Origin of the sequence: Pseudomonas sp. 8BK, from assembly GCF_902506475.1 — a bacterium.
Classification (GTDB): Bacteria; Pseudomonadota; Gammaproteobacteria; order Pseudomonadales; family Pseudomonadaceae; genus Aquipseudomonas; species Aquipseudomonas anguilliseptica.
Window position 1 is genome coordinate 1 of record NZ_LR733252.1, and the last position, 23632, is coordinate 23632.

Below are 23632 nucleotides of genomic sequence, written 5' to 3' on the forward strand. Positions count from 1 at the left end.
TTTTTATTTGCATGCCCCCCCCCCCCCTACAGATATAGGATGGCGTTTAAGTATAAATGTGGCAGAATTTTATCGTGCATCGTTGAGGCTGGGGTTGCAGTGAAGTGTGATCTTGGTTTTCTGTGCTGTTAATGTATTGGGTTTTATTTTTTAATTGGAGATAGTTATGAGAGAGCTGAGTCTTGTTGATTTGGAGGTTGTTTCTGGTGGGGCTGATTGGGGTGAGGTTGGTGCGGGTTTAGCGAGCGTAGCTCTTTCTGTTGCTATTGTCTCAACACCAGTCGGATTGGCAGGCTTGGGCGCAGCTGGTGTTTTGGCATATACAGGGGGGGTAGCCATTGGTGATGGGCTTATTGAAGGGGATGCATTCAAAGATGGTACTAACTACGATGGTACTAACTGCGATGGTACTGACTACAATTAGATTTCGCTTTGAAAAAAGTTAAAGGGCTTCTCTGGTTGTTTATGGTGATTTAAGGATGATGTCGATGTCGATGTCGCTGTTTATAGTTGGTGCTGGTGTTGTTGTGCTTTCTATTTTTGCAGTTAGGCTTGGCTATTTCTCTAGGTCAAAGGAAGCGGCTGGTCTTGGGTTTTGGCTTGCAGTATCAGGCGCTGTGGTCGCAGGTGTTTGTGCTTTTTTGAGTAGAGAAATTATCTAAGGACTTCAGTTTAACTTGATTCAAGCGCCTTGCATCTGTAGGGCGCATTTTTACGATGGTTGTGTGATTTTTAGTTGTCAGGGTTCTTGGTTTTAGTTGGGTTGAGGTAAATATAAAAACAGTATTTTTGGGGGTGAATTTTTAATGATGATTCGATTTGATTTTTCTGGCGATGTTTTTTCTAGCCAGTACGAAGAGGTTAAGCCGTTTCTTCTAAAGGGGGCTGTGGATGTAGGTGATTTTGCTTGGGGTGACGCCAATGAAATATTTGAAAGGGCTAATGTTTTTTCCAATGATTTCAAGTTATCCTGCGACGGTATCCGCCCCAAAAAAGAATATGTCGAAAGCTACCTAGATATAGGCACTCTGCGGCACCGTCTGATCAAGCCGGTGGTCTACGACTACCTGAAAAATGGTGCCACGCTTATCGCCAATAAGCTTGCTAACGAGCCGAAGGCGGATGCGCTGGCCAGGCAAATCGCTGAGTTTACCGGGCGGCAGACGGTAACCAGTGCCTATGCTGCCTTTGGCGAGCGTGATTCATTCCGCGCGCATTGGGATACCCGTGATGTATTCGTTATTCAGTTGATAGGTCGCAAACGCTGGATCGTTTACGAGCCGTCGTTCGAGTCGCCTCTGTATATGCAGCAAAGTAAGGATGTCGAGCAACAATACCCCTGTCCGAAAGAGCCCTATATGGACTTTATTCTGGAGGCGGGCGATGTCTTCTATCTGCCGCGCGGCTGGTGGCATAATCCGTTGCCGATTGGTGAGGAGACTTTTCATCTGGCCGTGGGGACCTTTCCGGCCTATACCACCGATTATATGGAGTGGGCATTTCGTCAATTGCCGAATTTTATCGGGGCGAGAAAGTCGCTCAGCGCTTGGGGAGCGGATAAGGAAAATATTGCAGCCGTGGGCCGGTATATTGATGAATTTATCAATGATCCCGACAACTATCGGCGCTTTATGGATGAGTTTATCGGTGCAACTCGTGTCGAGTCGCCCTTGGCTGTCGAACTGTTTGGCAATCCTAATACGCGAACTATTCCGGACAGTACCCGTATTCGCCTGAGCGCCAATAAGCCTCATGGTCTTGCCGATAATTACCTGATTGCCAACGGCACCAAGTTGAACCTGGACGCAACAGGCGTGCGACTGATCCGCTGTATCGCGGAGTCTCCCGCAATCAGTCTGGGCGAGTTGGTCAGCAGGCTGGCCGATATCGATGCGGATAAACTGCGGGTGTTGGTGCATGAGCTGTGCCGGCAGGACATTCTTGAAGCGCTTCGTTACTGAATATCCAGCCCTCTTTTACCTGAACGAATAATCTTCAATGAGAGTAACGCTCCAAGCGGAAAGCCAGGAGTGCGGTTTGGCCTGCCTGGTAATGGTGGCTGCCGCCCATGGTTTGCATCTGGATTTGGCCACTTTGCGCCGCCGCTTTTCCATTTCAATTAAAGGCACCAACCTGGCGCAGTTGATGCGCTATGCCCAGGTGTTGGAGTTTTCCTGCCGGCCATTGCGTCTGGAACTGGATGAACTGTGCAAGCTGCGCACGCCCTGCATCCTGCACTGGAACCTCAACCACTTCGTGGTGCTGGAAAAGGTACGCGGTGACCGGCTGGTGATTCTTGACCCTGCCACGGGGCGCAAGGTGATCACGCTGGAGGAGGCCTCCCGGCATTTCACCGGTGTGGCATTGGAGTTGACACCCAATGCGGCCTTTCGCCCCGCACAGGAAAAACCTCGTTTGCGTCTGCGTGATCTGACCGGCAGGGTGCTGGGACTCAAGCGCGCGCTGGGTAATATTTTTGTGCTGGCTTTAGCGTTGGAGGTGGTGGCGCTGCTATCGCCTCAAGTGACCCAGTGGGTGGTGGATGGTGCGCTGGTGTCGGCAGACCACCACTTGTTGTTGCTGGCAGTGCTAGGTGGCAGCCTGCTGATGCTGATCGACTTCGTGCTGCGTATGGCCCGTGGTTGGATGAACCTGCGGCTGAACCAGCAACTGGCCCTGCAATGGTCGGGCAATCTGTTTAGCCATTTGCTGCGCTTGCCGTTTCCTTATTTTGAAAAGCGCCATCTGGGCGATATCACCGCGCGTTTCCAATCCCTGGGGGCCATTCGCAATGTGTTGACCAGCGGTGCCATTACCGTGGTACTGGATGGTTTGGTGACACTGATCACCCTGGGCATGATGCTGCTCTACAGCAAGGCACTGACCGGTATCGTGCTGGTTGCTTTGGCGCTTTACGGCCTGTTGCGTTTGGCTTTCTACCAGCCGCTGCGCAATGCCTCAGAGGAGCGCATTGTTCTGGCGGCCAAGGAAAATTCCTACTTCCTGGAAACCATCCGCGCGGTGTTGCCGCTCAAGTTGTTCAACGCCACGCCTCTGCGTTTGGCGACCTGGCAGAACCTGATGGCCGATGTGCAAAACCGCGATGTGGCCACGCAGAAAATGCTGTTAGTGTTCGCCAGCTTCAATACCCTGATTTTCGGCATGGAAGGCATGCTGCTGTTGTATGTCGGGGGTATGGCGGTGCTAGATGGGGCGCTGTCGCTCGGCATGCTGCTGGCGTTTATTGCCTACAAGAGCCAGTTCAGCGGCCGAGCCAGCACACTGATCGACCTGGGTATCGAGATCCGGATGCTCTCGCTGCACGCCGAGCGCCTGGCCGATATCGCCCTGGAGCCAGTCGAACCGCAAGGCGGTATGGAAACCGACCTGGAGCGGGTCGAGCCACGTATCGATTTGAAGGATGTGTCCTTCCGCTATGCCGAGGGTGAGCCCTGGGTACTGCGCAATCTGTCTTTGAGCATAGAGCCGGGCGATTCGCTGGCTATCGTGGGTCGTTCAGGCTGTGGCAAGTCCACGTTGTTCAAATTGATGCTGGGTTTGTTGGAGCCTACCGAGGGGGAGATTCGCGTGGGTGGTATTCCCATCAGGCAACTGGGGCCGGAGGCACTGCGCACCTTGGTGGGTACGGTGATGCAGGAGGATCAGCTACTGGCCGGTTCGCTGGCGGAGAACATCGCCTGTTTCGACCCGGACGCCAGTCAGGAGCGGGTCGAGGAAGCTGCTCGCAAGGCGCATATCCACAAGGCGATCAATCGCATGCCGATGGGTTACCAGACCCTGGTGGCGGAAATGGGCAGTGGCCTTTCTGGCGGGCAGAAGCAGCGTGTGCTGCTGGCCCGGGCACTCTATAAAGAGCCGAAAATTCTGGCCCTGGACGAGGCTACTAGCCATCTGGATCTGCACAGCGAGCAGCATGTGGTGCAGGCCCTGCATCGGATGCCGACTACGCGCATCACCATAGCCCACCGACGCGAGACCATCGCTTTTGCCAAGCGCCTGATCTGCCTGGACAAGGGTGCAATAGTCGAGGATGTGCGGCTCGATCAGCAGCAGGTCAGCGCTTGATTCCGCCTGTTAGCCGATTGCAGTGGTTGGTACTGGTGATGCTGGGTTGGACCTTGGGTCTGCCGCTGCAGGCTGCTGATTTGTTGCAGGTCTATCGCGAAGCCTTGCAGCATGACGCCCAGTTTGCAGCCGCCCAGGCGCAGTATCAGGCAGGTTTGGAGCAGCGTGTGCAGCACCGTGCGGAGCTTTTGCCGCAGTTGTCGGTGGATGCGCAAAATACCTGGAACCAGACCCAATATGAGGTTGCTAGCGGGGATGTTGAATACCGGCAACAAAACCGTACCTACAGCATCCAGCTCGTTCAGCCGCTGTTTCGCTGGCAGAACTGGGTGCGGTTTCAGCAGGGCCGGCAACTTACTGCCCTGGCCGCCAGCCGCCAGAGTATTGCCTATCAGGAACTGGTATTACGGGTGGCCGAGGTCTACTTCAACGTATTGAATGCCGAGGATGTGTTCAGCGCCGTTATGCAATTGCGTGCTGCGGATGCCGAGCAACTGGCCAGCGCGCGCAAGAATTTCGAGCTTGGCAATGTCAGCATTGCCGATGTGCATGAGGCGCAGGCGAGTTTTGACAGAGCATTGGCACAGTCGATCAAGGCCGAGAATGATCTGGAGTTGGCTCGGCATGCCCTGGCTCGTGTTATCGGCAGGCATCCATTACGGCTCTCGGGGCTGCGCCCTGGGGTCGTCCTTGAAGTACCGCAGCCAAACAGGGTTGAGGCTTGGGTTGAGGCGGCTACTCAGGGCAACTTCGAGGTTCAAGCTCAAGAGCTGTTGCTACACATTGCCAGTAATGAAGTGCGTAGCCGTCAGGCCGAACATTTGCCGACACTGGATTTGGTGGCAAGCCAGAATATGCACGAGCGCCCGAACCTGGGAACGGAGCGAAGCGAATCCTCCAGTATTGGTTTGCGCCTGAGCATGCCGCTGTATGCCGGTGGACGTACCAGCTCAACGATTCGTGAAGCACAGTCGTTACGTATTCAGGCCGAAGCCGAGCTGGATGACGCCAGGCGTGTTGCGGCGCTGGCTGCTCGTGAGGCCTGGCTGGGGATCGTCGGGGGGATGGCACAAGTCCGTGCGCTGGAAGCTGCTACGCTGTCAGCGCAGTCGGCGTTGGATGCTAATCGCCTGGGATACAAGGTTGGCGTACGGATCAGCATCGATGTGCTGGAGGTGCAGAGCCAGTACAGCGATACCGTGCAGCAGTTATCCCGTGCTCGCTACGACACGGTGCTATCCCTACTGCGGTTGAAGGCAGCAGCCGGCTTATTAAGCGAAGCCGATGTGCAAGATGTGAATGCTCTACTGGAGGAGTGAACTCGTCAGCTTACGCTGAGTGGTATGCGGTTTAATTGCTGTTGCAGCCACTGCGGAATGCGCCGCTCCAGGTAATAACCCGGTTTTCCCAGGCTGCCCTCGACAAAACCGACATGGCCGCCGTGGGCGTGCAGCTCGAATTCGATGCTGGGTGACAGCTCGCTGGCTTCGGGCAGGCTGTGGGTAAAGACGAAGGGATCGTCGGCGGCCTGGATAATCAGCGTCGGCGTCTCGATCAGGCCGAGAAAGTAGCGGCTGGAGGCGCGCCGGTAGTAGTCATCGGCATCGGCGTAACCGTGCAGCGGCGCCGTGATGCGCCCGTCGAAATCCCAGAAAGTGCGCATATTGTCCAGCGGGCCGAGTTTTTCCAGGGTGGACAGACGATCACTCATGCCTTGGTGAGCGAACAGACGCTGCTTGTCCTTCACGTAGGCCACCATCTCGCGCATGAAATGGCTTTGGTAGACCCTGGAAAAGCCCATGCCGATGCGGTCAGCGCACTGGTCCAGGCGAAACGGCACCGAGACTGCCGCTGCACCCTGCAACTGGCTGTCGGCGCCGGTTTCCCCCAGATACTTGAGCAGCACATTGCCGCCTAGGGAGTAACCCACCGCATACAGCGGGGCCATGGGGCGCTGGGCGCGCAGGTGGCGCACGGTTTCCGCCAAATCCTCACTGGCGCCGGAGTGGTAACCGCGGGCGAGCAGGTTGGGCTCGCCGGAGCAGCCGCGCCAGTTCAGCGCCACACTGGCCCAGCCCTGGGCCGCCAGTTGCTGCTGCAAACCCAGCACATAGAGCGAATCGGATGAACCGGTCAGGCCGTGCAGCACCAATACCAGCGGGGTGCTGGCGTCATGCGGGCCGTGCCAGTCCAGGTCGAGAAAGTCGCCATCGTCCAGCCACAGCCGCTCGCGGGTGCGCGCCAGTTTCGCCGGCTGACGACACATCGGGTTCCACAGGGTTTGCAGATGCGGGCCAGGCAGCCACCAGGCGGGTTTGAAGGGCGTGGTCATGGACAGGTATCGCTTGGGAAAGCGCTCAGGCTAGGGCCTTGAGCGGTGAAACGGAAGCTATATGAGTGGGGCGAATAACAGAACCTGACCGAGGTTGGGCTTCACAAGGTAAAGCCCAAGGTTTCCCCTTAGGCTACGGCCGTGCGCTGCCACAGCGCGTAATACACCTGTCCCGCCTTCTGCTCGCGGTGCAGGCGCCAGTTGCCGGGCAGGCCCAGGCTGGACGGTGAATTTTCGCTTTCGGTGTAGACCCAGGCATCGGCCGCCAGCCAGCCGTTCTGCTCCAGCAGGGTACAGGCCGGCAGCAGCAGGTTCTGGTTAAACGGCGGGTCGAGAAACACTAGGTCGAACGGCGTCGCCGCTGGGCTCTGCAGGTAGAGCAGGGCGTCGGTCTGTTGCAGTTGGCCGTTGTCGCACTTCAGTGTTTGCAGGTGGCCACGCAGGCTGGCGATGGCCGCCGGATTGAGGTCCAGGGCCAGGGCGCTGCCGGCGCCGCGTGACAGCGCTTCGAGAAACAGCGCGCCGCTGCCGGCGAACAGGTCGAGCACCTTGGCGCCCTCGACATAGGGCGCCAGCCAGTTGAACAGCGTCTCGCGCACGCGGTTTGGCGTCGGGCGCAGGCCGGCGGCCATGGGAAAGTTGAACTGACGCGAGCGCCATTGCCCGGCAATGATCCGCAACTGGCCATCACCACCATGGGCGGGGGCGGCTTTCGGTGGTTTGGGTCGCTTGCTCATCAGTGCTCCGGGACGCCAGAAGGTTGTTCGGCGGGGCGGTCGGTGGGCGGCGGCAGTTCTTTTTGCGCCACGCTCGGACCGGCGGTGACAATCACCAACGCGTCGGGGTTGAGGTGCTTGGCCATGGCGGCCTTGACCTGTTCCACACTCAGCGCTTCGACGTCACGCATAAAGTCTTCCAGATAGCTCAGCGGCAGGTCATAGAAGCCCATGGAGCCGAGCTGGCCGACGATCGCGGCGTTGCTCGCGGTGGACAGCGGGAAGCTGCCGGCCAGCTCGCGCTTGGCGTTGTTCAGCTCATCACTAGTCGGGCCATCCTTGATGAAGTCCGCGAGCATGCTCTTGACCAGTTGCAGGGTGCCGTCGCTGAGCTCCGCGCGGGTCTGCAGGTTGATCATAAAGGGGCCGCGCGCCTGCATGGCGCTGAAGCCGGAGTAGACGCCATAGGTCAGGCCGCGCTTCTCGCGTACTTCAGTCATCAGGCGAGTACCGAAACCACCGCCGCCGAATACCTGATTGCCCAGGTAGAGTGCGGCATAGTCCGGGTCGCGGCGATCGATGCCGAGCTGGGCGATCATCAGGTGGGTCTGGTTCGACGGAAACTCGATGTGTTGCAGACCCGGCTTGGGTTCTTCCGGCTGGGCGATGCGCGGCAGCGCCGGGCCTTTTGGCAGGGCGGCGGACACCTGGTTGGCCAGCGCTTCGGCGTCGCTGCGCGAGAGGTCGCCGACCAACGCGATAATCGCATTGCTGGCGGTGTAGGCCTTGGCATGGAAGGCCTGCAGTTGCTCGCGGCTGATGCTCGGGATCGACTCCGCCGTGCCCTCGCTTGGGTGGGCGTACGGGTGCGTGCCGTACAGGCGCTCGAACAGCGCCAGGCTGGCCAGCTTGCCAGGGTTCTGCTTCTGGTACTCGAAGCCGGCTAGCAGCTGGTTCTTGATTCGCGCCAGGGCGTCTTCCGGGAAGGTCGGCTGGCCGAGCACTTGATTGAACAGCTGCAGGGCCGGCTCGCGTTTGTCCGCCGCACTGAGGCTGCGCAGGCTGGCGATGGCCATGTCGCGGTAGGCACCGTTGCCGAAGTTGGCGCCGAGGTTTTCGAAGCCGGCGGCAATTGCACCGACATCCTTGCCCGGCACGCCTTCGTTGAGCATGGCGTTGGTCAGCATGGCCAGGCCGGCGGTGCCGTCGTCATGGCTGCTGCCGGCGGCAAAGGTCAGTTGCAGGTCGAACATCGGCAGTTCGCGGGCTTCGACGAACAGCACCTTGGCGCCTTCGGCGGTTTGCCAGGTCTGGATATTCAGGTCACGGCGACTCGGTGGCTGATCGCCAAGGGCGGCCAGGGATTCGATGCTGGTCGACTCGGCGGGAGCCGGGGTTGGGCTGCTAGTCGAGCGGTTGATCACCAGGGCCAGCAGCGCCAGCAATATCAGTAGCGCCAGGCCGAGCAGGCCGTAGCGCAGGCCATTGCGCTCACTCATTGCGCTTCTCCTCAGGCAGAACATGGGCGACGCTCAGGCGGTCGCGGGTAAAGAAGGTGCTGGCTGCCTGCTGGATATCGGCCGGGGTCACGGCCTCCAGTTCGGCCAGTTCCTGATCGATCAGCGTCCACGACAGACCGACGGTTTCCAGTTGGCCAATGGCGGTGGCCTGGCTGGTGATCGAATCACGCTCGTAGACCAGGCCGGCGATCACTTGTGCACGCACACGGGCAAGCTCTTCGGCGCTCGGCGGGGTGTTCTTCAAATCCTCCAGCTCGCGCCACAGGCCGGCTTCGACCTGCTCGAGATTCTTGCCGGTCTGCACGTTGGGCGTGGCGGAAAGAATGAACAGGCTGTCGCCACGGGAGAAGCCGTCGTACCAGGCCGAAGCGCCGGACACCAGTTCCTCGCCACGTTCCAGGCGGGTCGGCAGGCGGGCGCTGTAGCCGCCATCGAGCAAGGCGGCTGCAAGGCGCAGCGCGTGCACCTGGCGCGGTTGTTCGGCGGTGGCCAGGCCTGGCACGTTAAAGCCCATCATCAGGCTTGGCAGCTGGGTTTTCAGGTGCAGGGTGATGCGTCTTTCGCCCGGTGCGGCCAACTCACGCGGCGCTTTCGCGGTGGGCACAGTGCGCTTGGGGATGGCGCCGAAGTAGCGCTCGGCGAGGATCTTCACCTCGGCGGCGCTGACGTCGCCGACCACCACCAGGGTGGCGTTGTTCGGCGCGTACCAGGCTTCATACCAGGCGCGCAGTTCCTCGACGGTCATGCGCTCAAGGTCGGCCATCCAGCCGATGGTCGGCGTGTGGTAACCGCTGGCGGGGTAGGCCATGGCCTTGAAGCGCTCATAGGCCAGGCTCGACGGCTTGTCGTCGGTGCGCAGGCGGCGCTCTTCCTTGATCACCTCGATTTCCTTGGCGAACTCATCGGCTGGCAGTTTGAGGCTGGCCAGACGGTCGGCTTCCAGTTCCAGGGCGATGGCCAAGCGGTCACGGGCCAGTACCTGGTAGTAGGCGGTGTAATCGTCGCTGGTGAAGGCGTTTTCCTCTGCGCCCAGTTCACGCAGGATGCGCGAGGCTTCGCCGGGGCCGAGCTTGCGGCTGCCCTTGAACATCATGTGTTCGAGGGCATGGGACAAGCCGGTCTGGCCGGGCGTCTCGTAGCTGGAGCCGACCTTGTACCAGAGCTGGCTGACCACCACCGGGGCACGATGGTCTTCGCGCACGATCACCTTGAGGCCGTTGTCCAGGCTGAATTCGTGGGTCGGTTGGGTTTCCGCGGCCAGGGCCAGCAGCGGTGTAAAGAGCACGCCGAAACATAGGGCGGCGACACGATGGGCAAGCGTTGGCATGGGAATCTGTTCACCGTAAATGACATGTTGCCGTGGCGCGGAGGGCGACTCGGCACGCTGTGGAGCGCAGGTATGAGGTGTTGGGCAAAACCTGCGGCAGAGTATGGCGTGTTGCGGCAGTCAATCCATAGAACCTGTTTGTGATCTGCATCGCCTCGGCTTTCGGGCGGCTCAGGCCAGGGGCGGATTCTAACGGCAAGCGGCGTGCAACAGAACCGTGAGACCTTGCCGCTGTGGGCCGGTTCCGCCTGCGCCGTAGCAATTGTTCAGGTATCGGTGGCGGGGTTGAGGCCCAGCCCGCGGGCGTCGAGAAACGCTGCCAGGTAATCGATAAAGGCCTGCACCTTGCGCGTGGCGCGCCGATGGCTGGGGTATACGGCGAGGATCAGCGGGCCGAAGGCGTCCGGGTCGAAGTCATATTCGCTCATCACTTGCACCAGTTGGCCGCTGTCCAGATAGGGCTGCACGCTCCAGGTCGGGCAGCCGTAAAGGCCGGCGCCGCTGAGGGTGTTGGCTAACAATAAGTCGTAGTTGTCGCTTTCCAGGCGGGCATTAGGTACTGGGACGCGCAGGCGCACACCGTTTTGCGCCAGCCACCAGAAGTGCTGATCCAGCGATGGGTGGCGATAGAGCAGCCATTGGTGCTGGGCGAAGTGCTGCGGGTGCAATGGCGCTGGGTTGGCGGCCAGGTAGGTCGGGCTGGCGCACAGCACGATACGGTTGTGCCCCAGGGGTTTGGCGATCAGTCCCGGCAGGTCGCTGCGGCCCTCGCGCAGGGCCAGGTCATAACCGCCTTCGACTAGATCGACAAAGGCGTCGCACAAATCCACCCGCAGGCGAATCTGCGGGTTGGCGGCGAGAAAGCCGCCACACGCCTCATCGAGAAACGCCCGGCCAAAGCCCAGCGGCGCAGTCAGGCGCAGGTTGCCGTGTAGACCGTGCTTGAGCTGGCCGATCTCTTCACCGGCATCGTATAGGCGCTGCAGCACCTGGCGCGCGGTATCCAGGTAGAGCCGTCCGGCCTCGGTCAGTGCGGTACGGCGGGTGCTGCGCTCGAACAGCTGCGCGCCCAGCTCGGCTTCCAGATGGCTGATCGCCTTGGTCAGGGCCGAGGGGGTTTTACCCAACTGCTCGGCCGCGCGGCTAAAACTGCCGTGCTCGGCGGTGGCGACAAACATGCTCAGGGCGCTGAGCTTGTCCATGGGTTTTTTCCTGTTTGGCAAAGGCTTTTTGCTTGGCGCTGCGGTTCTGTACCGCTGCGTCAGGCGCTAGTCTCGCGACGAAACCAATAAGAACAAGAGGCTAAGGCAATGCAACGATTTATTCCAAGCCTGTTGGTCGCCGCCATGGCTTTTTCCTCGATGGAAGCCATGGCGGCCGCCGACCTGCTGCTATTTAACGGCAAGGTGTACACCGCTGAACCCGGCCAACCCCAGGCGCAGGCCGTCGCGGTGGCGGATGGCAAGATTCTCAAGGTAGGCACTGATGCCGAGATCAAGGCCCTGGCCGATGCCGATACGCAGCTGATCGACCTGGCGGGCAAGGTGCTGATGCCGGGCATGATCGACACCCACAGCCATCCGGTGGTGGCGGCCTACGACAGCATGGGCGCCAACCTGTATGACGAAGTCAAACCGCTGGCCGAGCTGGAGCAGTGGATCATCGCCCAGGATCAGGACGGAGTGGCACGGGTGGGCGATATCATCGTCATCTCCGGCGCCAGCTCGGGCTATTGGGAGCAGAGCGCGGAGCTGGGCAAGATTTTCAACCAGGGCCGCTGGGCGGAGCAGCCGGTGGTACTGAATGGCATCGACGGGCATACCGGCTGGGCCAACAACGCCATGCTCGCGCGGGTGAAGATCGATGCGGCGTTGGTGCAAAGCCTGCCGGAGAAGGAACGCAACTATATCGGCCATGGCGCCGACTTCACGCCCAGCGGCTACCTGGCGGAAAACGGCTGGGATCGGGTGCGCAGCCAACTGCCCGCGCCCACCGAAGCGGTGATGCTCAATGCCGCGCGTGAGGCGGTGAAGGTCAATAACCAGGTCGGCGTTACCGCCTGGATGGACGCGGCGGCCAATGCCGGCAGTGGCGATTCACTGTTCGAGCTGCGCCCCACCGAGAAGGATGTCGGCGTGCTGCCGCTGTACCGCAAGCTGGCCGAGAACGGCGAACTCAGCGCCCACGTTGCGGCGCTGCTGATTACTCACCCGCAGAGCAAACCGGCTGATCTCGAGGTGCTCGACAAGGTTATGCAGCAATTTCAGGGTGTGCCGAACCTGACGTTCCCCGGGATCAAGATCTTCGCCGATGGCGTGATGGAGTTCCCAGGGCAGACCGCTGCGGTGCTCGACCCCTTCAAGAACAGCCTCAAGCGCGGCGAGCTGCTGATCGACCCGAAGAACTTCGGCCAATTGGCCGTGGCGGCGGAGCAGCGCGGCTGGATCATGCATGTGCATGCGGTCGGCGACCGCGCGGTGCGTGAAGCGCTGAACGGCTTCGAGTACGCCCGCTCGCTCAAGCCGGCAGCGGTGCCGCACAGCATCAGCCACCTGCAGCTGGTCAATCCCAAGGAGTTTGCGCGGTTCAAGCAGCTCGGCGTGATCGCCTCGATGCAGTTGCTCTGGGCCACCGCCGAGACCTACACCGAGGAGTTGGTCAAACCCTATGTCAGCGTCGCCGCCTATCAGTACCAGTACCCGGCGCGTTCGCTGCATGAGGCCGGCGCGACCATAGCCGGGGCCAGCGACTGGCCGGTCTCCAGCCCCAATCCCTGGAATGCCATCGCCCAGGCCAGCACTCGCAAGGGGCCAATGGGCGTGCTGAATGCCAAGGAAAGTATCGACCGGCAGAGCATGTTCCAGGCCTACACCCTGAATGCCGCCAAGGCCCTGCGCCTGGACAGCCAGATCGGCTCCCTGGTACCCGGTAAGCAGGCTGACCTGATAGTCCTCGACCGCGATGTGTTCAAGGTCAGCGATGAAGAGCTGTTCGACACCCAGGTGCTGCGCACCTTCTTCGCCGGCAAGCAGGTTTACGCCCCGGCTTCCTGACCCAGACTCCGCCCGCTCCGCCTTATCGGCCCTGCTCCCCGCATGGGGCAGGGCGGGCGGAGCCTTGTTCAGCCTTCGCCACAGCCCCATAACAATAAGGAAAAGCCAATGCGCGTATTAGCCATCCTCACCCTTATCAGCCTGGCGCTGCAGCCCCTCTGCAGCCAGGCAGTAGAACTGAATGATCAGTTTGCCCTGCTGATCACCCCCAAAGTGGTCAGCGACTACCGCTCCGACGGCGTCTCGCAAACACTCGGAGACCCAGCCGCACAGCTCGATGTGATGCTCAGCCATGTTAGCGGTGCTTACCTTGGGGCCTGGACCAGTCATGTCAATTTTGGCTACGACTGGGAACGTGACGACGATTACGGCACCCGTCAGGAAGTCGACTACTACGCTGGCTACTATTGGCAGATCAACGACCGCATCAGCCTGGATACGATGTACAGCAAGTACACCTACCCAGGCGAAAGCCAGTTCAACAGCAGCGACATCATCGTCACCCTGGAGGCCTACGGCGCCTATGTCGGTGGCAAGTATTCGGTCGATACCGATGACGACAAGCTCAACGCGTATATCGGCTATCGCACCCAGTTGCCGTTGGACGTAGCCCTGGATGCCCGCTACGGCAACGTCGACTACAAGGACGATGTGCTCTGGAGCGAAGACTTCAGCAGGTCGCGGCAGCGCTATGACTACTGGCAGGTCGACCTGACTCGCGACCTGATCGGCGTGACCTGGGGGCTGAGCTACATCGATACCGACCAGTCGAAAGCCGAGTGTTTGAACTTCAGCGGCTACGACGACCTGTGCGGGCCGACCGTCGTCGCCAGCGCCAGCAAGACCTTCTAGGGAGCAACACATGCCGTCGGACGCGCCCGCTTGGCCTTAGCGCCAGCGGGCGCGGAGGTGCTAGGATACGCATCCGTTTTACTGGCGGCCGTGTCTGCTGGGGCATCCGGGTATTACTGCGCACACTCTTCAGCTCTGTTGCGCTGCGTGGGTAATACTTTCTGAGCCTTGTACCGGCGTGTCGCACCTTTCGAGATAGCCGTCCTCCATGTTTGGTTCCAACGACGACAAGAACACCCCCGCGCCTGCTGCGCCGGCCTCTGCCGAGAAGCCCGCAGAGAAGAAAGACCTGTTCGGCTGGCTGCGCAAGAAGCCGCAGGCACCGAGCAGCCCTGAACCGCAACCAACGCCCGTCAGCGAGCAGCCTGCTGCTCCGGCTGTTGCCGAGACCGCACCTGAGCCCGTTGCGCCGGTAAGCGAAGTCGCTGCGCCAGTTGAGTCGCCAGTCATTCCCGCAGAAGTCGTTGTCGAGCCGCAGCCTGCGTCAGTGGTCCCAGTTCCGGTTGAGCCGACTGCCGCTCCCGCGCTGCCTGAAGCCAGCGAAGCCAACCCACAGCCACGGCCGTCGCGTTTCCGTATCAATGCCGGCAGCGAAGTGCTGCATGCCCATATTGAACAGCCTGCGCTGGTTGAGCCGGTCGTCGCGCCGCCAGTGATTGAGCCTGCAGTCGTGCAGCCTGTTGCCGCTCCGGCCAAAAACGCCGAAGAAACCCGCGCCGGCTTTCTCGAGCGCCTCAAGCAGGGGCTGTCGAAAACCAGCGCCAGCCTGGGCGAGGGTATGGCCAGCCTGTTTCTCGGCAAGAAAGCCATCGACGACGACCTGCTCGAAGACCTGGAAACCCGCCTGCTGACCGCCGACGTCGGCGTCGAGGCCACCACGGCGATCATTGGCAACCTGACCAAGCGTGTGGCGCGCAAGGAGCTGGCCGACAGCGGCGCGCTCTACAAGGCCCTGCAGGATGAGCTGGTTGCGCTGCTCAAACCGGTCGAGCAGCCGCTGAAAATCGACAGCAGCAAACAGCCCTATGTGATTCTGGTGGTCGGCGTGAACGGCGCCGGCAAGACCACCACCATCGGCAAACTGGCGAAAAAACTGCAGCAGGATGGCAAGAAGGTCATGCTCGCCGCCGGCGACACATTCCGCGCCGCCGCTGTTGAGCAGCTGCAGGTGTGGGGCGAGCGCAACCAGATTGCGGTAATTGCCCAGCACACCGGCGCCGACTCCGCCTCGGTAATCTTCGATGCGGTGCAGGCGGCTAAATCGCGCGGCATGGACGTATTGATTGCAGACACTGCGGGGCGCCTGCATACCAAAGACAACCTGATGGAAGAACTGAAGAAGGTCCGCCGGGTAATCGGCAAGCTGGATGACACCGCGCCGCACGAAGTGCTGCTGGTGCTGGACGCCGGTACCGGGCAGAACGCGATCAATCAGGCCAAACAGTTCAATCAGACGGTCAACCTTACTGGCCTGGCGCTGACCAAGCTGGATGGCACCGCCAAGGGCGGGGTGATCTTTGCCCTGGCCAAGCAGTTTGCCTTGCCGATTCGTTATATCGGGGTGGGCGAGGGTATTGATGACTTGCGCACCTTTGAGGCCGATGCCTTCGTTCAGGCCCTGTTCGCGGAGAAATAGGATGATCAAATTCGAGCAGGTCGGTAAGCGCTACCCGAACGGCCACATCGGGCTGCACGAACTGAGCTTCCACGTACGCCGTGGCGAGTTTCTCTTCGTCACCGGGCACTCCGGTGCCGGCAAGAGCACCCTGCTGCGTCTGCTGCTGGCGATGGAGCGGCCGAGCAGCGGCAAACTGTTGCTGGCCGGGCAGGATCTGTCGCATATCACCAATGCGCAGATTCCGTTTCTGCGTCGACAGATCGGCGTGGTGTTCCAGAACCACCAGCTGCTGTTCGACCGCAGCGTATTCGACAACGTGGCGCTGCCGCTGCAGATTCTCGGCCTGTCCAAGGACGAAATCGGCACCCGCGTGCGCACCGCCCTGGAGCGCGTGTCCCTGGCCGACAAGGCCGAGCAGTTCCCGGGGGACCTGTCCACCGGTCAGCAGCAGCGCGTCGGTATTGCCCGCGCCGTTGTGCATCGCCCGGCACTGCTATTGGCGGATGAGCCCACCGGTAACCTCGACCCGCGCCTGGCGGCCGAGATCATGGGGGTGTTTGAAGACATCAACCGCCTCGGCACCACCGTGCTGATTGCCAGCCACGATTTGGCGCTGATCGCGCGCATGCGCCACCGCATGTTGACCCTGCAGCGCGGCCGCCTGATCGGCGACGGGGAGGCCGCATGAGCGCCACACGCATGCCACCTCCGCAGCCGGCGCAACGCGTCGGTGCGGCGCCGAAGAAGTCCGAAGCGCCAACGCCGGGCGATGACGGCCCAAGCTTTACCCATCAACTACATGCCTGGCTGGAAAACCACCGCGCCAGTCTGGTCGACAGTCTGCGTCGGTTGGGCAGGCAGCCGATCGGCAGCTTTTTCACCTGTTTGGTGATGGCCGTGGCCCTGAGCCTGCCTATGGGCTTGGCGCTGCTGCTGGATAATGTCGAGCGCCTGGGTGTGTCCTGGCAGCGTGCGGCGCAGATTTCCCTGTACCTGCAGATCGACGCCAGCGAAGCCCAGGGCCAGGCGCTGCGTGAGCAGATCGCGGCAATGGATGACGTTGAAGAGGCCGAATGGATCAGCCGTGAACAGGCGCTGAACGAGTTCCAGCAGCAGTCGGGGCTGGGTGAAGCGCTTAAGGAGCTGCCGGATAATCCGCTGCCTGGGGTGATAGTGGTCACGCCGCAGCAGGTCGACAAGATTGCCCTGGAGGCCTTGCGCCTGCGCTTGGCTGAGTTGCCACGGGTACAGCAGGCGCAGCTGGACCTGCTCTGGGTCGAGCGTCTGAGCGCCATGCTCAAGCTCGGCGAGCGCTTTGTCTTCGGCCTGACCCTGCTGCTGGTGATGGCACTGCTGCTGGTGATCGGCAATACCATTCGTCTGCATATCGAGAACCGCCGCACCGAGATCGAGGTGATCAAGCTGGTCGGTGGCACCGACAGTTACGTGCGCCGGCCTTTCCTCTATATGGGCGCGCTGTACGGGATTGGCGCGGGCGTGTTCGCCTGGCTGCTGCTGGCCTTTGGCCTGGATTGGCTAAACGACGCCGTGGTGCGTCTGGCCGGTTTGTACGGCAGCGACTTCGCTCTGGATGGCGTGCCGATGGCCGATGGTCTATCCCTGCTGCTCGGCGCGGTGCTGTTGGGCTATATTGGCGCCTGGCTGGCGGTCGCTCGTCACCTGAACGAGCTGGCTCCAAGATAAGTTATTGTTTTGCTTGATATTGACTATGTGTAAGGGAACTTGTACCGCGGTACAAAGTCCCATGGGGCAGTGCTAGACTGCTCCACGATTCGTAAGTCGGAGGATTCAAATGTCCACTTCTTTGCAACCTGTTCATGCTCTGGTTCCGGGTGCCAACCTGGAGGCATACGTGCATGCGGTAAACGGCATCCCGCTGTTGACCCCCGAGCAGGAGCGTGAACTGGCGGAAAGTCTCTTCTACAAACAAGACCTCGAAGCCGCCCGGCAAATGGTGCTGGCTCACCTGCGTTTTGTTGTGCATATCGCCCGCAGCTACTCTGGTTACGGTTTGGCCCAAGCCGACCTGATTCAGGAAGGCAACGTCGGCCTGATGAAAGCGGTAAAGCGTTTCAACCCGGAAATGGGTGTGCGCCTGGTGTCGTTCGCCGTGCACTGGATTCGCGCCGAGATCCACGAGTTCATCCTGAAGAACTGGCGGATCGTCAAAGTCGCCACCACCAAGGCGCAGCGCAAGCTGTTCTTCAACCTGCGCAGCCAGAAGAAGCGTTTGGCCTGGCTGAACAACGACGAAGTACATGCCGTTGCAGAAAGCCTGGGTGTTGAGCCGCGTGAAGTGCGCGAGATGGAAAGCCGCCTGACTGGCCACGACATGGCCTTCGATCCAGCGGCCGAGGCGGACGACGAAAGCGCCTTCCAGTCGCCGGCGCATTACCTGGAAGACCACCGCTACGACCCTGCGCGCCAGTTGGAAGATTCCGACTGGAGTGACAGCTCCACCGCCAATTTGCACGAAGCGCTGGAAGGTCTGGATGAGCGCAGCCGTGACATCCTCTACCAGCGTTGGCTGGCTGAAGAGAAAGCTACGCTGCATGACCTGGCCGCCAAGTACAACGTATCGGCCGAGCGCATCCGTCAGCTGGAAAAGAACGCGATGAACAAGCTCAAGGGCTCAATCGCCGCGTAAATCGCGCTACTGTTCAGAAGCCGCACCCAGGTGCGGCTTTTTTCTGCCTAAGGAAAAGCCCGTGAAATTACCGCCCATACGCCTGCAGCACTGGCTGATTTTTGCCGTAGTCGCCGCTTTGTTCTTTGCCTGGGGCGCGTGGCTGATGCGTCCGCAGCCGGCCGCGCAACCCCTGCCTTGGCTGGCTGAATGGCAAACCAGGGTGCTTACGCCGCTGGCCGATGATCGGCTGAGCCTGGTCCACCTGGACGATGCTCTGGAAGGCGAGCTTTGGCTGCAGCCGAACCTGGATGGCGCACGCCTGCTGTATCGCGGTGAGCTGCCGGACGGCGATGAAAAATGGTCGCTGGAAGCGGAAGTCGGTCTGGACAAGGCCGAGCGCGAAAGTTTGCTGGGCGCTGCAGGGTTAAAACCGACGGATAAGGAACAGCCGCTGAGCAGCCAGTTGCTGGTGCCATTGGCCAATCGCCCGATTATTGCGCTGACCTTGCTTCCGCCGGCGCCGCTGGATGTTGCGCGATTGGCCGCGAGCATCGGTCAGCCGCGACTGACCCTGGAGTTGGTCGAGGGGCAGGCCTGGGTTTATCCCGAACTGGGCATGACCGCACACCTGCAGGATGACGAGCTGTACTTCCTTTATGCCGTGCCGCGGCATCTGCTGAAACAGCGCTGACTTAAACGCCCTTTAACCAGTCCGGCCACCAGTCGGGGCGGCTGGGTTGCAGACGGTTGAGGTAGTGGCTGCCACCCAGTTGCCACATTTGCTGACGAATCCAGCCGGCCCGGCGCCTAATGTGCGCGCTCGGGTGGCTGGCACTCCACTCACGCGGGTTGGGCAGCACGGCGGCCAGCAGGCTGCTCTGCTGGCGTGACAGGTAGGGCGCGCCGACCTTGAAGTGATGCCGCGCCGCTGCTTCGGCACCGAACACGCCGTCACCCCACTCGACGCTGTTGAGGTACACCTCGAGAATTCGCTGCTTGGGCCAGAGCAGCTCGATCAAACCGGTAAACCACACCTCGATACCCTTGCGCAGCCAGCTGCGGCCGGACCAGAGAAACAGGTTCTTCGCCACCTGCTGGCTAAGGGTACTGGCGCCGCGCAGCGAGCCGCCTTGTTGGTTATGTTGCAGAGCGGCCTGGATAGCTGCGACATCAAAGCCCCAGTGTTCGGCGAACTTCTGATCTTCGCCGGCAATCACTGCCATCTTCAAGTCATCCGGCAGTTCGCTCCAGGGGCGCCAAGTGCGCTGCAGGTCGATGGGTTGATCCATGATCCATGATTCGATCTTGCGCTCAACCATCAGTGCGCTGCCGGGTGGCGGCACCCAGCGCAGTAACAACACCAGCAAGACCGAGGCGAGCATCAGCCAAAGCAGGAGTGTGAGCAGTCGACGGACGAGGGATCGAAACATGCGTGCTTGGCCGGGATGAGTTTGCCGGCCATTATAGCCAGCCCTGTTTATATAGCTGGAGTGATGCATGGCTCGTCTGTGGTTATTGCTGTCCGCCTGTGCCGGTTTTACCGGTGTCGCTTTGGGCGCCTTTGCTGCGCATGGCCTGAAAAACCAGCTAACGCCGGTCTATCTCGCGGTGTTTCAAACCGGCACCCATTACCAGCTGATTCACGCCCTGGCGCTGTTCGGCGTTGGCCTGTTAGCCATCCTGCGGCCCGCGCCGCTGGTCAATTGTGCTGGCGCCCTGTTTGCCCTGGGGGTCGTGCTGTTCTCCGGTAGTTTGTATGCGCTGACCTTGAGCGGTATCAGTGCCCTGGGCGTGGTCACTCCCTTCGGCGGCCTGGCGTTTCTCGCCGGTTGGCTGTGCCTGGGCGTGGCGGCCTGGAAGCTGGGTGCGCGCAGTAACGCCTGACCCACAAGTCAGAAAGCAGGACGAGTGGTAGCCTTTAGCCTTGGTCGGCGCCCATGATCAGGCTAGAATGCCGGCCCTTTTCTCAGTTGTGACCGAGCCGTCATGCGTATTCAGTTAAACGGTGAAGCATTCGAATTGCCCGACGGGGAAACCGTCGCCGGGTTGATCGGGCGTCTGGACCTGACCGGACGGCGCGTGGCGGTCGAACTCAATCTGGATATCGTGCCGCGCAGCCAGCATGCCACTACCGCCTTGCGCGAGGGTGACCAGGTTGAAGTGGTCCACGCCATTGGCGGTGGTTGATCCCCGCTCATCGGTTTATCGCGTTCTGACTGCCGCCCACCTTCACGAGGATTACCTATGAGCCATGCGCCCAGCGACAAGCCCTTTACCCTAGCCGGCCGTACTTATCAGTCGCGTCTGCTGGTCGGTACCGGCAAGTACAAGGACCTCGAAGAAACCCGCCTGGCCATCGAGGCTTCGGGTGCCGAGATCGTTACCGTGGCGGTGCGCCGGACCAATATCGGGCAGAACCCGGGCGAGCCGAACCTGCTGGATGTGATCTCGCCGGACAAGTACACCATCCTGCCGAATACCGCCGGCTGCTACGACGCTGTCGAAGCGGTGCGTACCTGCCGTCTGGCCCGTGAGCTGCTCGATGGCCACAAGCTGGTCAAGCTGGAAGTGCTGGCTGATCAGAAGACCCTGTTCCCCAATGTGATCGAAACCCTCAAGGCCGCCGAAGTGCTGGTTAAGGACGGTTTCGACGTGATGGTGTACACCAGCGATGATCCGATCATTGCCCGCGAACTGGCCGCCATGGGCTGCATCGCGGTGATGCCGCTGGCCGGTCTGATTGGCACCGGGCTAGGCATCTGCAACCCATACAACCTGCGCATCATCCTCGAAGAAGCGACCGTTCCCGTTCTGGTCGATGCCGGTGTCGGCACCGCGTCCGATGCGACGATTGCCATGGAACTGGGCTGCGAGGCGGTGCTGATGAACAGTGCGATTGCCCATGCGCAGAACCCGATTCTGATGGGCGAAGCGATGAAGCACGCGATCATCGCCGGGCGCATGGCCTACCTGGCCGGGCGCATGCCTAAGAAGCTTTATGCCAGCGCCTCGTCGCCGCTGGATGGTCTGATTAAGTAAAAGCACTTTAAGAGCACAGCATGACTGATTTGCCACAACAGCCTGAGCCGGCTGAAGACACCTCCAAGCACCGCGCGATCAAGAGTTTCGTGATGCGCGCCGGGCGCATGACCGAAGGCCAGCAACGTGGACTCGATCAGGGCTGGCCGAAGTTTGGTCTGCAACTGGAGGATGGCCTGCGCGACTTCGACCAAGTGTTTGGTCGTACTGCGCCGCGCACCTTCGAAATCGGCTTCGGCATGGGCCATTCAACCCTGGAAATGGCCGCCGCTTCGCCCGAGCAGGACTTTATCGGGGTGGAAGTACATCGCCCGGGTGTTGGCGCCCTGCTCAACGGCCTGATGACGCAGAACCTCAGCAATATGCGTGTCTACAGCAGCGATGCGATGGACGTACTGCGCACCTGTGTGGCCGATGCCAGCCTGGATCGAGTGCTGCTATTCTTCCCGGATCCCTGGCATAAGGCCAAGCACAACAAGCGGCGTATCGTGCAGCCGGCGTTTGCCGAGCTGGTGCGGCAGAAGCTCAAGGTCGGCGGTGTGTTGCACATGGCCACCGACTGGCAGCCCTATGCTGAATACATGCTGGAAGTGATGAACGCGGCACCCGGTTACCAGAACCTGGCCGCCGATGGTCAGTATGTGCCACGCCCGACAGAACGCCCGACCACCAAGTTCGAGCGTCGTGGCGAGCGGTTGGGGCATGGCGTATGGGATCTGAAGTTCCAGCGCATCGACTGATTGATTCACGCGCTGAGGTATCGGCGCAGCAAAACCATAAGCACAGGGATGATTGCACAAGATCGGAATAATCCGACGCCCGCCAGGACGGCTCCTCACCAAGACGGCACATAAACCCGGGCAGCACTGCCCCGGTCATAAAAACAGCAGCCCGGCCTCAGGCCAGGCTGCGAGGAGATCGCTGTGTTGAGAACGCTTTCAATTCTGCTGCTGGCTACGTGCGCGCTACAGGCACAGGCCAAAGTCGACAGTGCCCAGGCTGCGCGCCTGGGCCAGGACCTGACGCCGCTGGGCGGTGAGCGCGCGGGCAATGCCGCCGGCACCATTCCCGCCTGGGACGGTGGCCTGGCGCAACCGCCGGCCAATTACCAGCCGGGCATGCATCACCCTGACCCTTACAGCGCCGATGCGCCCTTGTACCAGATCAACAGCCAGAACCTGGCGCAGTACCAGGCGCAGTTACCGGCGGGCCTCAAGGCGTTGCTGGAAAGAAATCCGGATTACTTTCTGCGGGTATTTCCGACCCGTCGCAGCGCCGCCGCGCCGCAGCGCATCTATGACGCTACGCGCTTCAACGCGCAGGCCGCCGAGCTGATTTCTGGCGGTAACGGTGTCGACGGTGCTGCCGCTGGTATCCCATTCCCGCTGCCGAAAACCGGTCAGGAAACCATCTGGAACCACATCATGCGTTACCGTGGCGACCAGATCAGCTTCGTCACCAACCAGGCGGCGGTACTGAGCAACGGTGCCTATAATCTGCTCAAACTGGAACGTGACATCTATTTCCTCTACGGCCGTGAAGGTGTCAGCCCGCAGGACCTGGACAACACCCTGTTCTACTACAAGTACAAGGTGGTCGCCCCGGCCAAACTCGCCGGTTCGGCGTTGGTGGTGCAGGAAACCCTCGATCAGGTGCTGGCGATCCGCAAAGCCTGGCGCTTCAACCGCGGCGAGCGCCGCGTGCGCCGCCTGCCGATGCTGGCCTACGACACCCTGCAGCCGGACACCAACGGCATGGCTACCGCCGACGTGGTCGACTCCTACAACGGTGCGCCGGATCGTTACGACTGGAACCTGGTCGGCAAGCAGGAAATGCTGGTGCCATACAACAGCTACGCCGTGCACCAGAAGGGCATCCCCTACGACAACATCCTGCGCAGCAATACCGTGAATCCGGAACTGCTGCGTTATGAGTTGCACCGCGTCTGGGTGGTCGATGCCGCGCTGCGCAAGGGCTTTAGTCACCCGTATGCCAAGCGCCGCTTCTACATCGACGAGGACAGCTGGCAGATTCTCGCCGCCGATCTTTACGACAAGAACGGCGAGTTGAGCGGTGTCCAGGAAAGCCATCCGATCAGCTACTACGACGTGCCGATGTTCGGCAGCACCCTGGAGACCATCTACGACTTCAAGGGCAAGCGCTACTTTGTCGACGGCCTGGATAACAACGAGCCGATGTACAACTTCAACGCCAAGCTGACGCCGCGCGATTTCACCCCGCAGGCACTGCGCCGCGAAGGTAACTGAGCCTCGGTCGCACTGAAAGAACCGCCTCTTGCAGGCGGTTTTTTTATGCCTGGTGATCGCTTATCTGCGGCTCTGGGGCGCTGCCCTGACTGTGCCAGGCATTGATACAGGACAAGATGCCGGGCAGTCACCCGACTACATTCAGGGCTCTGTGCTAGCGCATACAAGGAGC

At 60.8% G+C, this 23632-nt stretch carries 23 protein-coding genes; 17 read left to right on the forward strand and 6 right to left on the reverse strand.

Going from position 1 to position 23632, the window contains the following annotated elements; all coding sequences use genetic code 11:
- Window positions 1–166: 166 nt before the first annotated feature.
- The 5 genes from ACIN8IBEIGE_RS00005 (at window position 167) to ACIN8IBEIGE_RS00025 (ending at window position 5405) form a co-directional block, all read left to right on the forward strand.
- Window positions 167–424: a hypothetical protein gene (locus tag ACIN8IBEIGE_RS00005; protein WP_160012846.1), complete on the forward strand. Its 258-nt coding sequence runs from the start codon at window positions 167–169 to the stop codon at window positions 422–424.
- 64 nt (window positions 425–488) lie between these two features.
- Window positions 489–662: a hypothetical protein gene (locus ACIN8IBEIGE_RS00010; RefSeq protein ID WP_160012847.1), complete on the forward strand. Its 174-nt coding sequence runs from the start codon at window positions 489–491 to the stop codon at window positions 660–662.
- A 144-nt stretch (window positions 663–806) separates the two neighbouring features.
- A complete protein-coding gene (locus ACIN8IBEIGE_RS00015) occupies window positions 807–1961 on the forward strand; it encodes a JmjC domain-containing protein (RefSeq protein ID WP_160012848.1) in 1155 nt (384 codons plus the stop codon).
- A 37-nt stretch (window positions 1962–1998) separates the two neighbouring features.
- Window positions 1999–4086 carry a peptidase domain-containing ABC transporter gene (locus ACIN8IBEIGE_RS00020; RefSeq protein ID WP_160012849.1) on the forward strand — a complete coding sequence of 696 codons (2088 nt, stop codon included), beginning with the start codon at window positions 1999–2001 and terminating at the stop codon, window positions 4084–4086.
- Window positions 4083–5405, forward strand: a complete 1323-nt coding sequence (locus ACIN8IBEIGE_RS00025) for a TolC family outer membrane protein (RefSeq protein WP_218579691.1) — start codon at window positions 4083–4085, stop codon at window positions 5403–5405. The genes ACIN8IBEIGE_RS00020 and ACIN8IBEIGE_RS00025 overlap by 4 nt, the downstream gene beginning before the upstream one ends.
- 5 nt (window positions 5406–5410) lie before the next feature.
- On the opposite strand, the gene ACIN8IBEIGE_RS00030 is transcribed toward ACIN8IBEIGE_RS00025, so the two are convergent.
- The 5 genes from ACIN8IBEIGE_RS00030 to ACIN8IBEIGE_RS00050 all read right to left on the reverse strand — a co-directional run bounded on the left by ACIN8IBEIGE_RS00030 (window position 5411) and on the right by ACIN8IBEIGE_RS00050 (window position 11183).
- Window positions 5411–6418: a hydrolase gene (locus tag ACIN8IBEIGE_RS00030; protein WP_160012850.1), complete on the reverse strand. Its 1008-nt coding sequence runs from the start codon at window positions 6416–6418 to the stop codon at window positions 5411–5413.
- Window positions 6419–6546: 128 nt separating this feature from the next.
- Window positions 6547–7155 carry a 16S rRNA (guanine(966)-N(2))-methyltransferase RsmD gene (rsmD, locus tag ACIN8IBEIGE_RS00035; protein WP_160012851.1) on the reverse strand — a complete coding sequence of 203 codons (609 nt, stop codon included), beginning with the start codon at window positions 7153–7155 and terminating at the stop codon, window positions 6547–6549.
- Entirely contained in the window at window positions 7155–8633 is a 1479-nt protein-coding gene (locus ACIN8IBEIGE_RS00040; RefSeq protein ID WP_160012852.1) for a pitrilysin family protein, read from the reverse strand. The genes rsmD and ACIN8IBEIGE_RS00040 overlap by 1 nt, the downstream gene beginning before the upstream one ends.
- Entirely contained in the window at window positions 8626–9981 is a 1356-nt protein-coding gene (locus ACIN8IBEIGE_RS00045; RefSeq protein ID WP_160012853.1) for a pitrilysin family protein, read from the reverse strand. Before ACIN8IBEIGE_RS00045 ends, ACIN8IBEIGE_RS00040 begins: the two co-directional genes overlap by 8 nt.
- A 266-nt stretch (window positions 9982–10247) precedes the next feature.
- Window positions 10248–11183, reverse strand: a complete 936-nt coding sequence (locus ACIN8IBEIGE_RS00050; protein WP_160012854.1) for a LysR family transcriptional regulator — start codon at window positions 11181–11183, stop codon at window positions 10248–10250.
- A gap of 108 nt (window positions 11184–11291) precedes the next feature.
- On the opposite strand from ACIN8IBEIGE_RS00050, the gene ACIN8IBEIGE_RS00055 reads away from it, so the two are divergent.
- From ACIN8IBEIGE_RS00055 to ACIN8IBEIGE_RS00085, 7 genes are all read left to right on the forward strand, one after another.
- Entirely contained in the window at window positions 11292–13034 is a 1743-nt protein-coding gene (locus ACIN8IBEIGE_RS00055) for an amidohydrolase (protein WP_160012855.1), read from the forward strand.
- A 108-nt stretch (window positions 13035–13142) separates the two neighbouring features.
- Complete coding sequence (locus ACIN8IBEIGE_RS00060; RefSeq protein WP_160012856.1) at window positions 13143–13886, forward strand: TorF family putative porin; 744 nt, start codon at window positions 13143–13145, stop codon at window positions 13884–13886.
- A 208-nt stretch (window positions 13887–14094) separates the two neighbouring features.
- Entirely contained in the window at window positions 14095–15522 is a 1428-nt protein-coding gene (ftsY, locus tag ACIN8IBEIGE_RS00065) for a signal recognition particle-docking protein FtsY (RefSeq protein ID WP_160012857.1), read from the forward strand.
- 1 nt (window position 15523) lies between these two features.
- Window positions 15524–16192, forward strand: coding sequence for a cell division ATP-binding protein FtsE (gene ftsE, locus ACIN8IBEIGE_RS00070; protein ID WP_160012858.1), 669 nt, complete (start codon window positions 15524–15526; stop codon window positions 16190–16192).
- On the forward strand, window positions 16189–17208 hold the full coding sequence (gene ftsX, locus ACIN8IBEIGE_RS00075; RefSeq protein WP_160012859.1) for a permease-like cell division protein FtsX: 1020 nt from the start codon (window positions 16189–16191) through the stop codon (window positions 17206–17208). The genes ftsE and ftsX overlap by 4 nt, the downstream gene beginning before the upstream one ends.
- 109 nt (window positions 17209–17317) lie before the next feature.
- Window positions 17318–18172, forward strand: a complete 855-nt coding sequence (gene rpoH / locus ACIN8IBEIGE_RS00080) for an RNA polymerase sigma factor RpoH (protein ID WP_160012860.1) — start codon at window positions 17318–17320, stop codon at window positions 18170–18172.
- A gap of 61 nt (window positions 18173–18233) precedes the next feature.
- The gene (locus tag ACIN8IBEIGE_RS00085) at window positions 18234–18845 is read left to right on the forward strand and encodes a hypothetical protein (protein WP_160012861.1); all 612 of its coding nucleotides are present in this window, start codon (window positions 18234–18236) and stop codon (window positions 18843–18845) included.
- A gap of 1 nt (window position 18846) precedes the next feature.
- On the opposite strand, the gene mtgA is transcribed toward ACIN8IBEIGE_RS00085, so the two are convergent.
- Entirely contained in the window at window positions 18847–19584 is a 738-nt protein-coding gene (gene mtgA / locus ACIN8IBEIGE_RS00090) for a monofunctional biosynthetic peptidoglycan transglycosylase (protein ID WP_160012862.1), read from the reverse strand.
- 67 nt (window positions 19585–19651) lie between these two features.
- Between mtgA and ACIN8IBEIGE_RS00095 the strand changes: the two genes are divergently transcribed.
- The 5 genes from ACIN8IBEIGE_RS00095 (at window position 19652) to ACIN8IBEIGE_RS00115 (ending at window position 23460) form a co-directional block, all read left to right on the forward strand.
- Complete coding sequence (locus ACIN8IBEIGE_RS00095; RefSeq protein ID WP_160012863.1) at window positions 19652–20038, forward strand: DUF423 domain-containing protein; 387 nt, start codon at window positions 19652–19654, stop codon at window positions 20036–20038.
- 102 nt (window positions 20039–20140) lie between these two features.
- Complete coding sequence (gene thiS, locus ACIN8IBEIGE_RS00100; protein WP_090380313.1) at window positions 20141–20341, forward strand: sulfur carrier protein ThiS; 201 nt, start codon at window positions 20141–20143, stop codon at window positions 20339–20341.
- A gap of 57 nt (window positions 20342–20398) precedes the next feature.
- A complete protein-coding gene (locus tag ACIN8IBEIGE_RS00105; RefSeq protein WP_090250159.1) occupies window positions 20399–21193 on the forward strand; it encodes a thiazole synthase in 795 nt (264 codons plus the stop codon).
- A gap of 20 nt (window positions 21194–21213) precedes the next feature.
- Window positions 21214–21933: a tRNA (guanosine(46)-N7)-methyltransferase TrmB gene (trmB, locus tag ACIN8IBEIGE_RS00110; protein ID WP_160012864.1), complete on the forward strand. Its 720-nt coding sequence runs from the start codon at window positions 21214–21216 to the stop codon at window positions 21931–21933.
- A 183-nt stretch (window positions 21934–22116) separates the two neighbouring features.
- A complete protein-coding gene (locus ACIN8IBEIGE_RS00115; RefSeq protein WP_160012865.1) occupies window positions 22117–23460 on the forward strand; it encodes a DUF1329 domain-containing protein in 1344 nt (447 codons plus the stop codon).
- Window positions 23461–23632 lie beyond the last annotated feature (172 nt).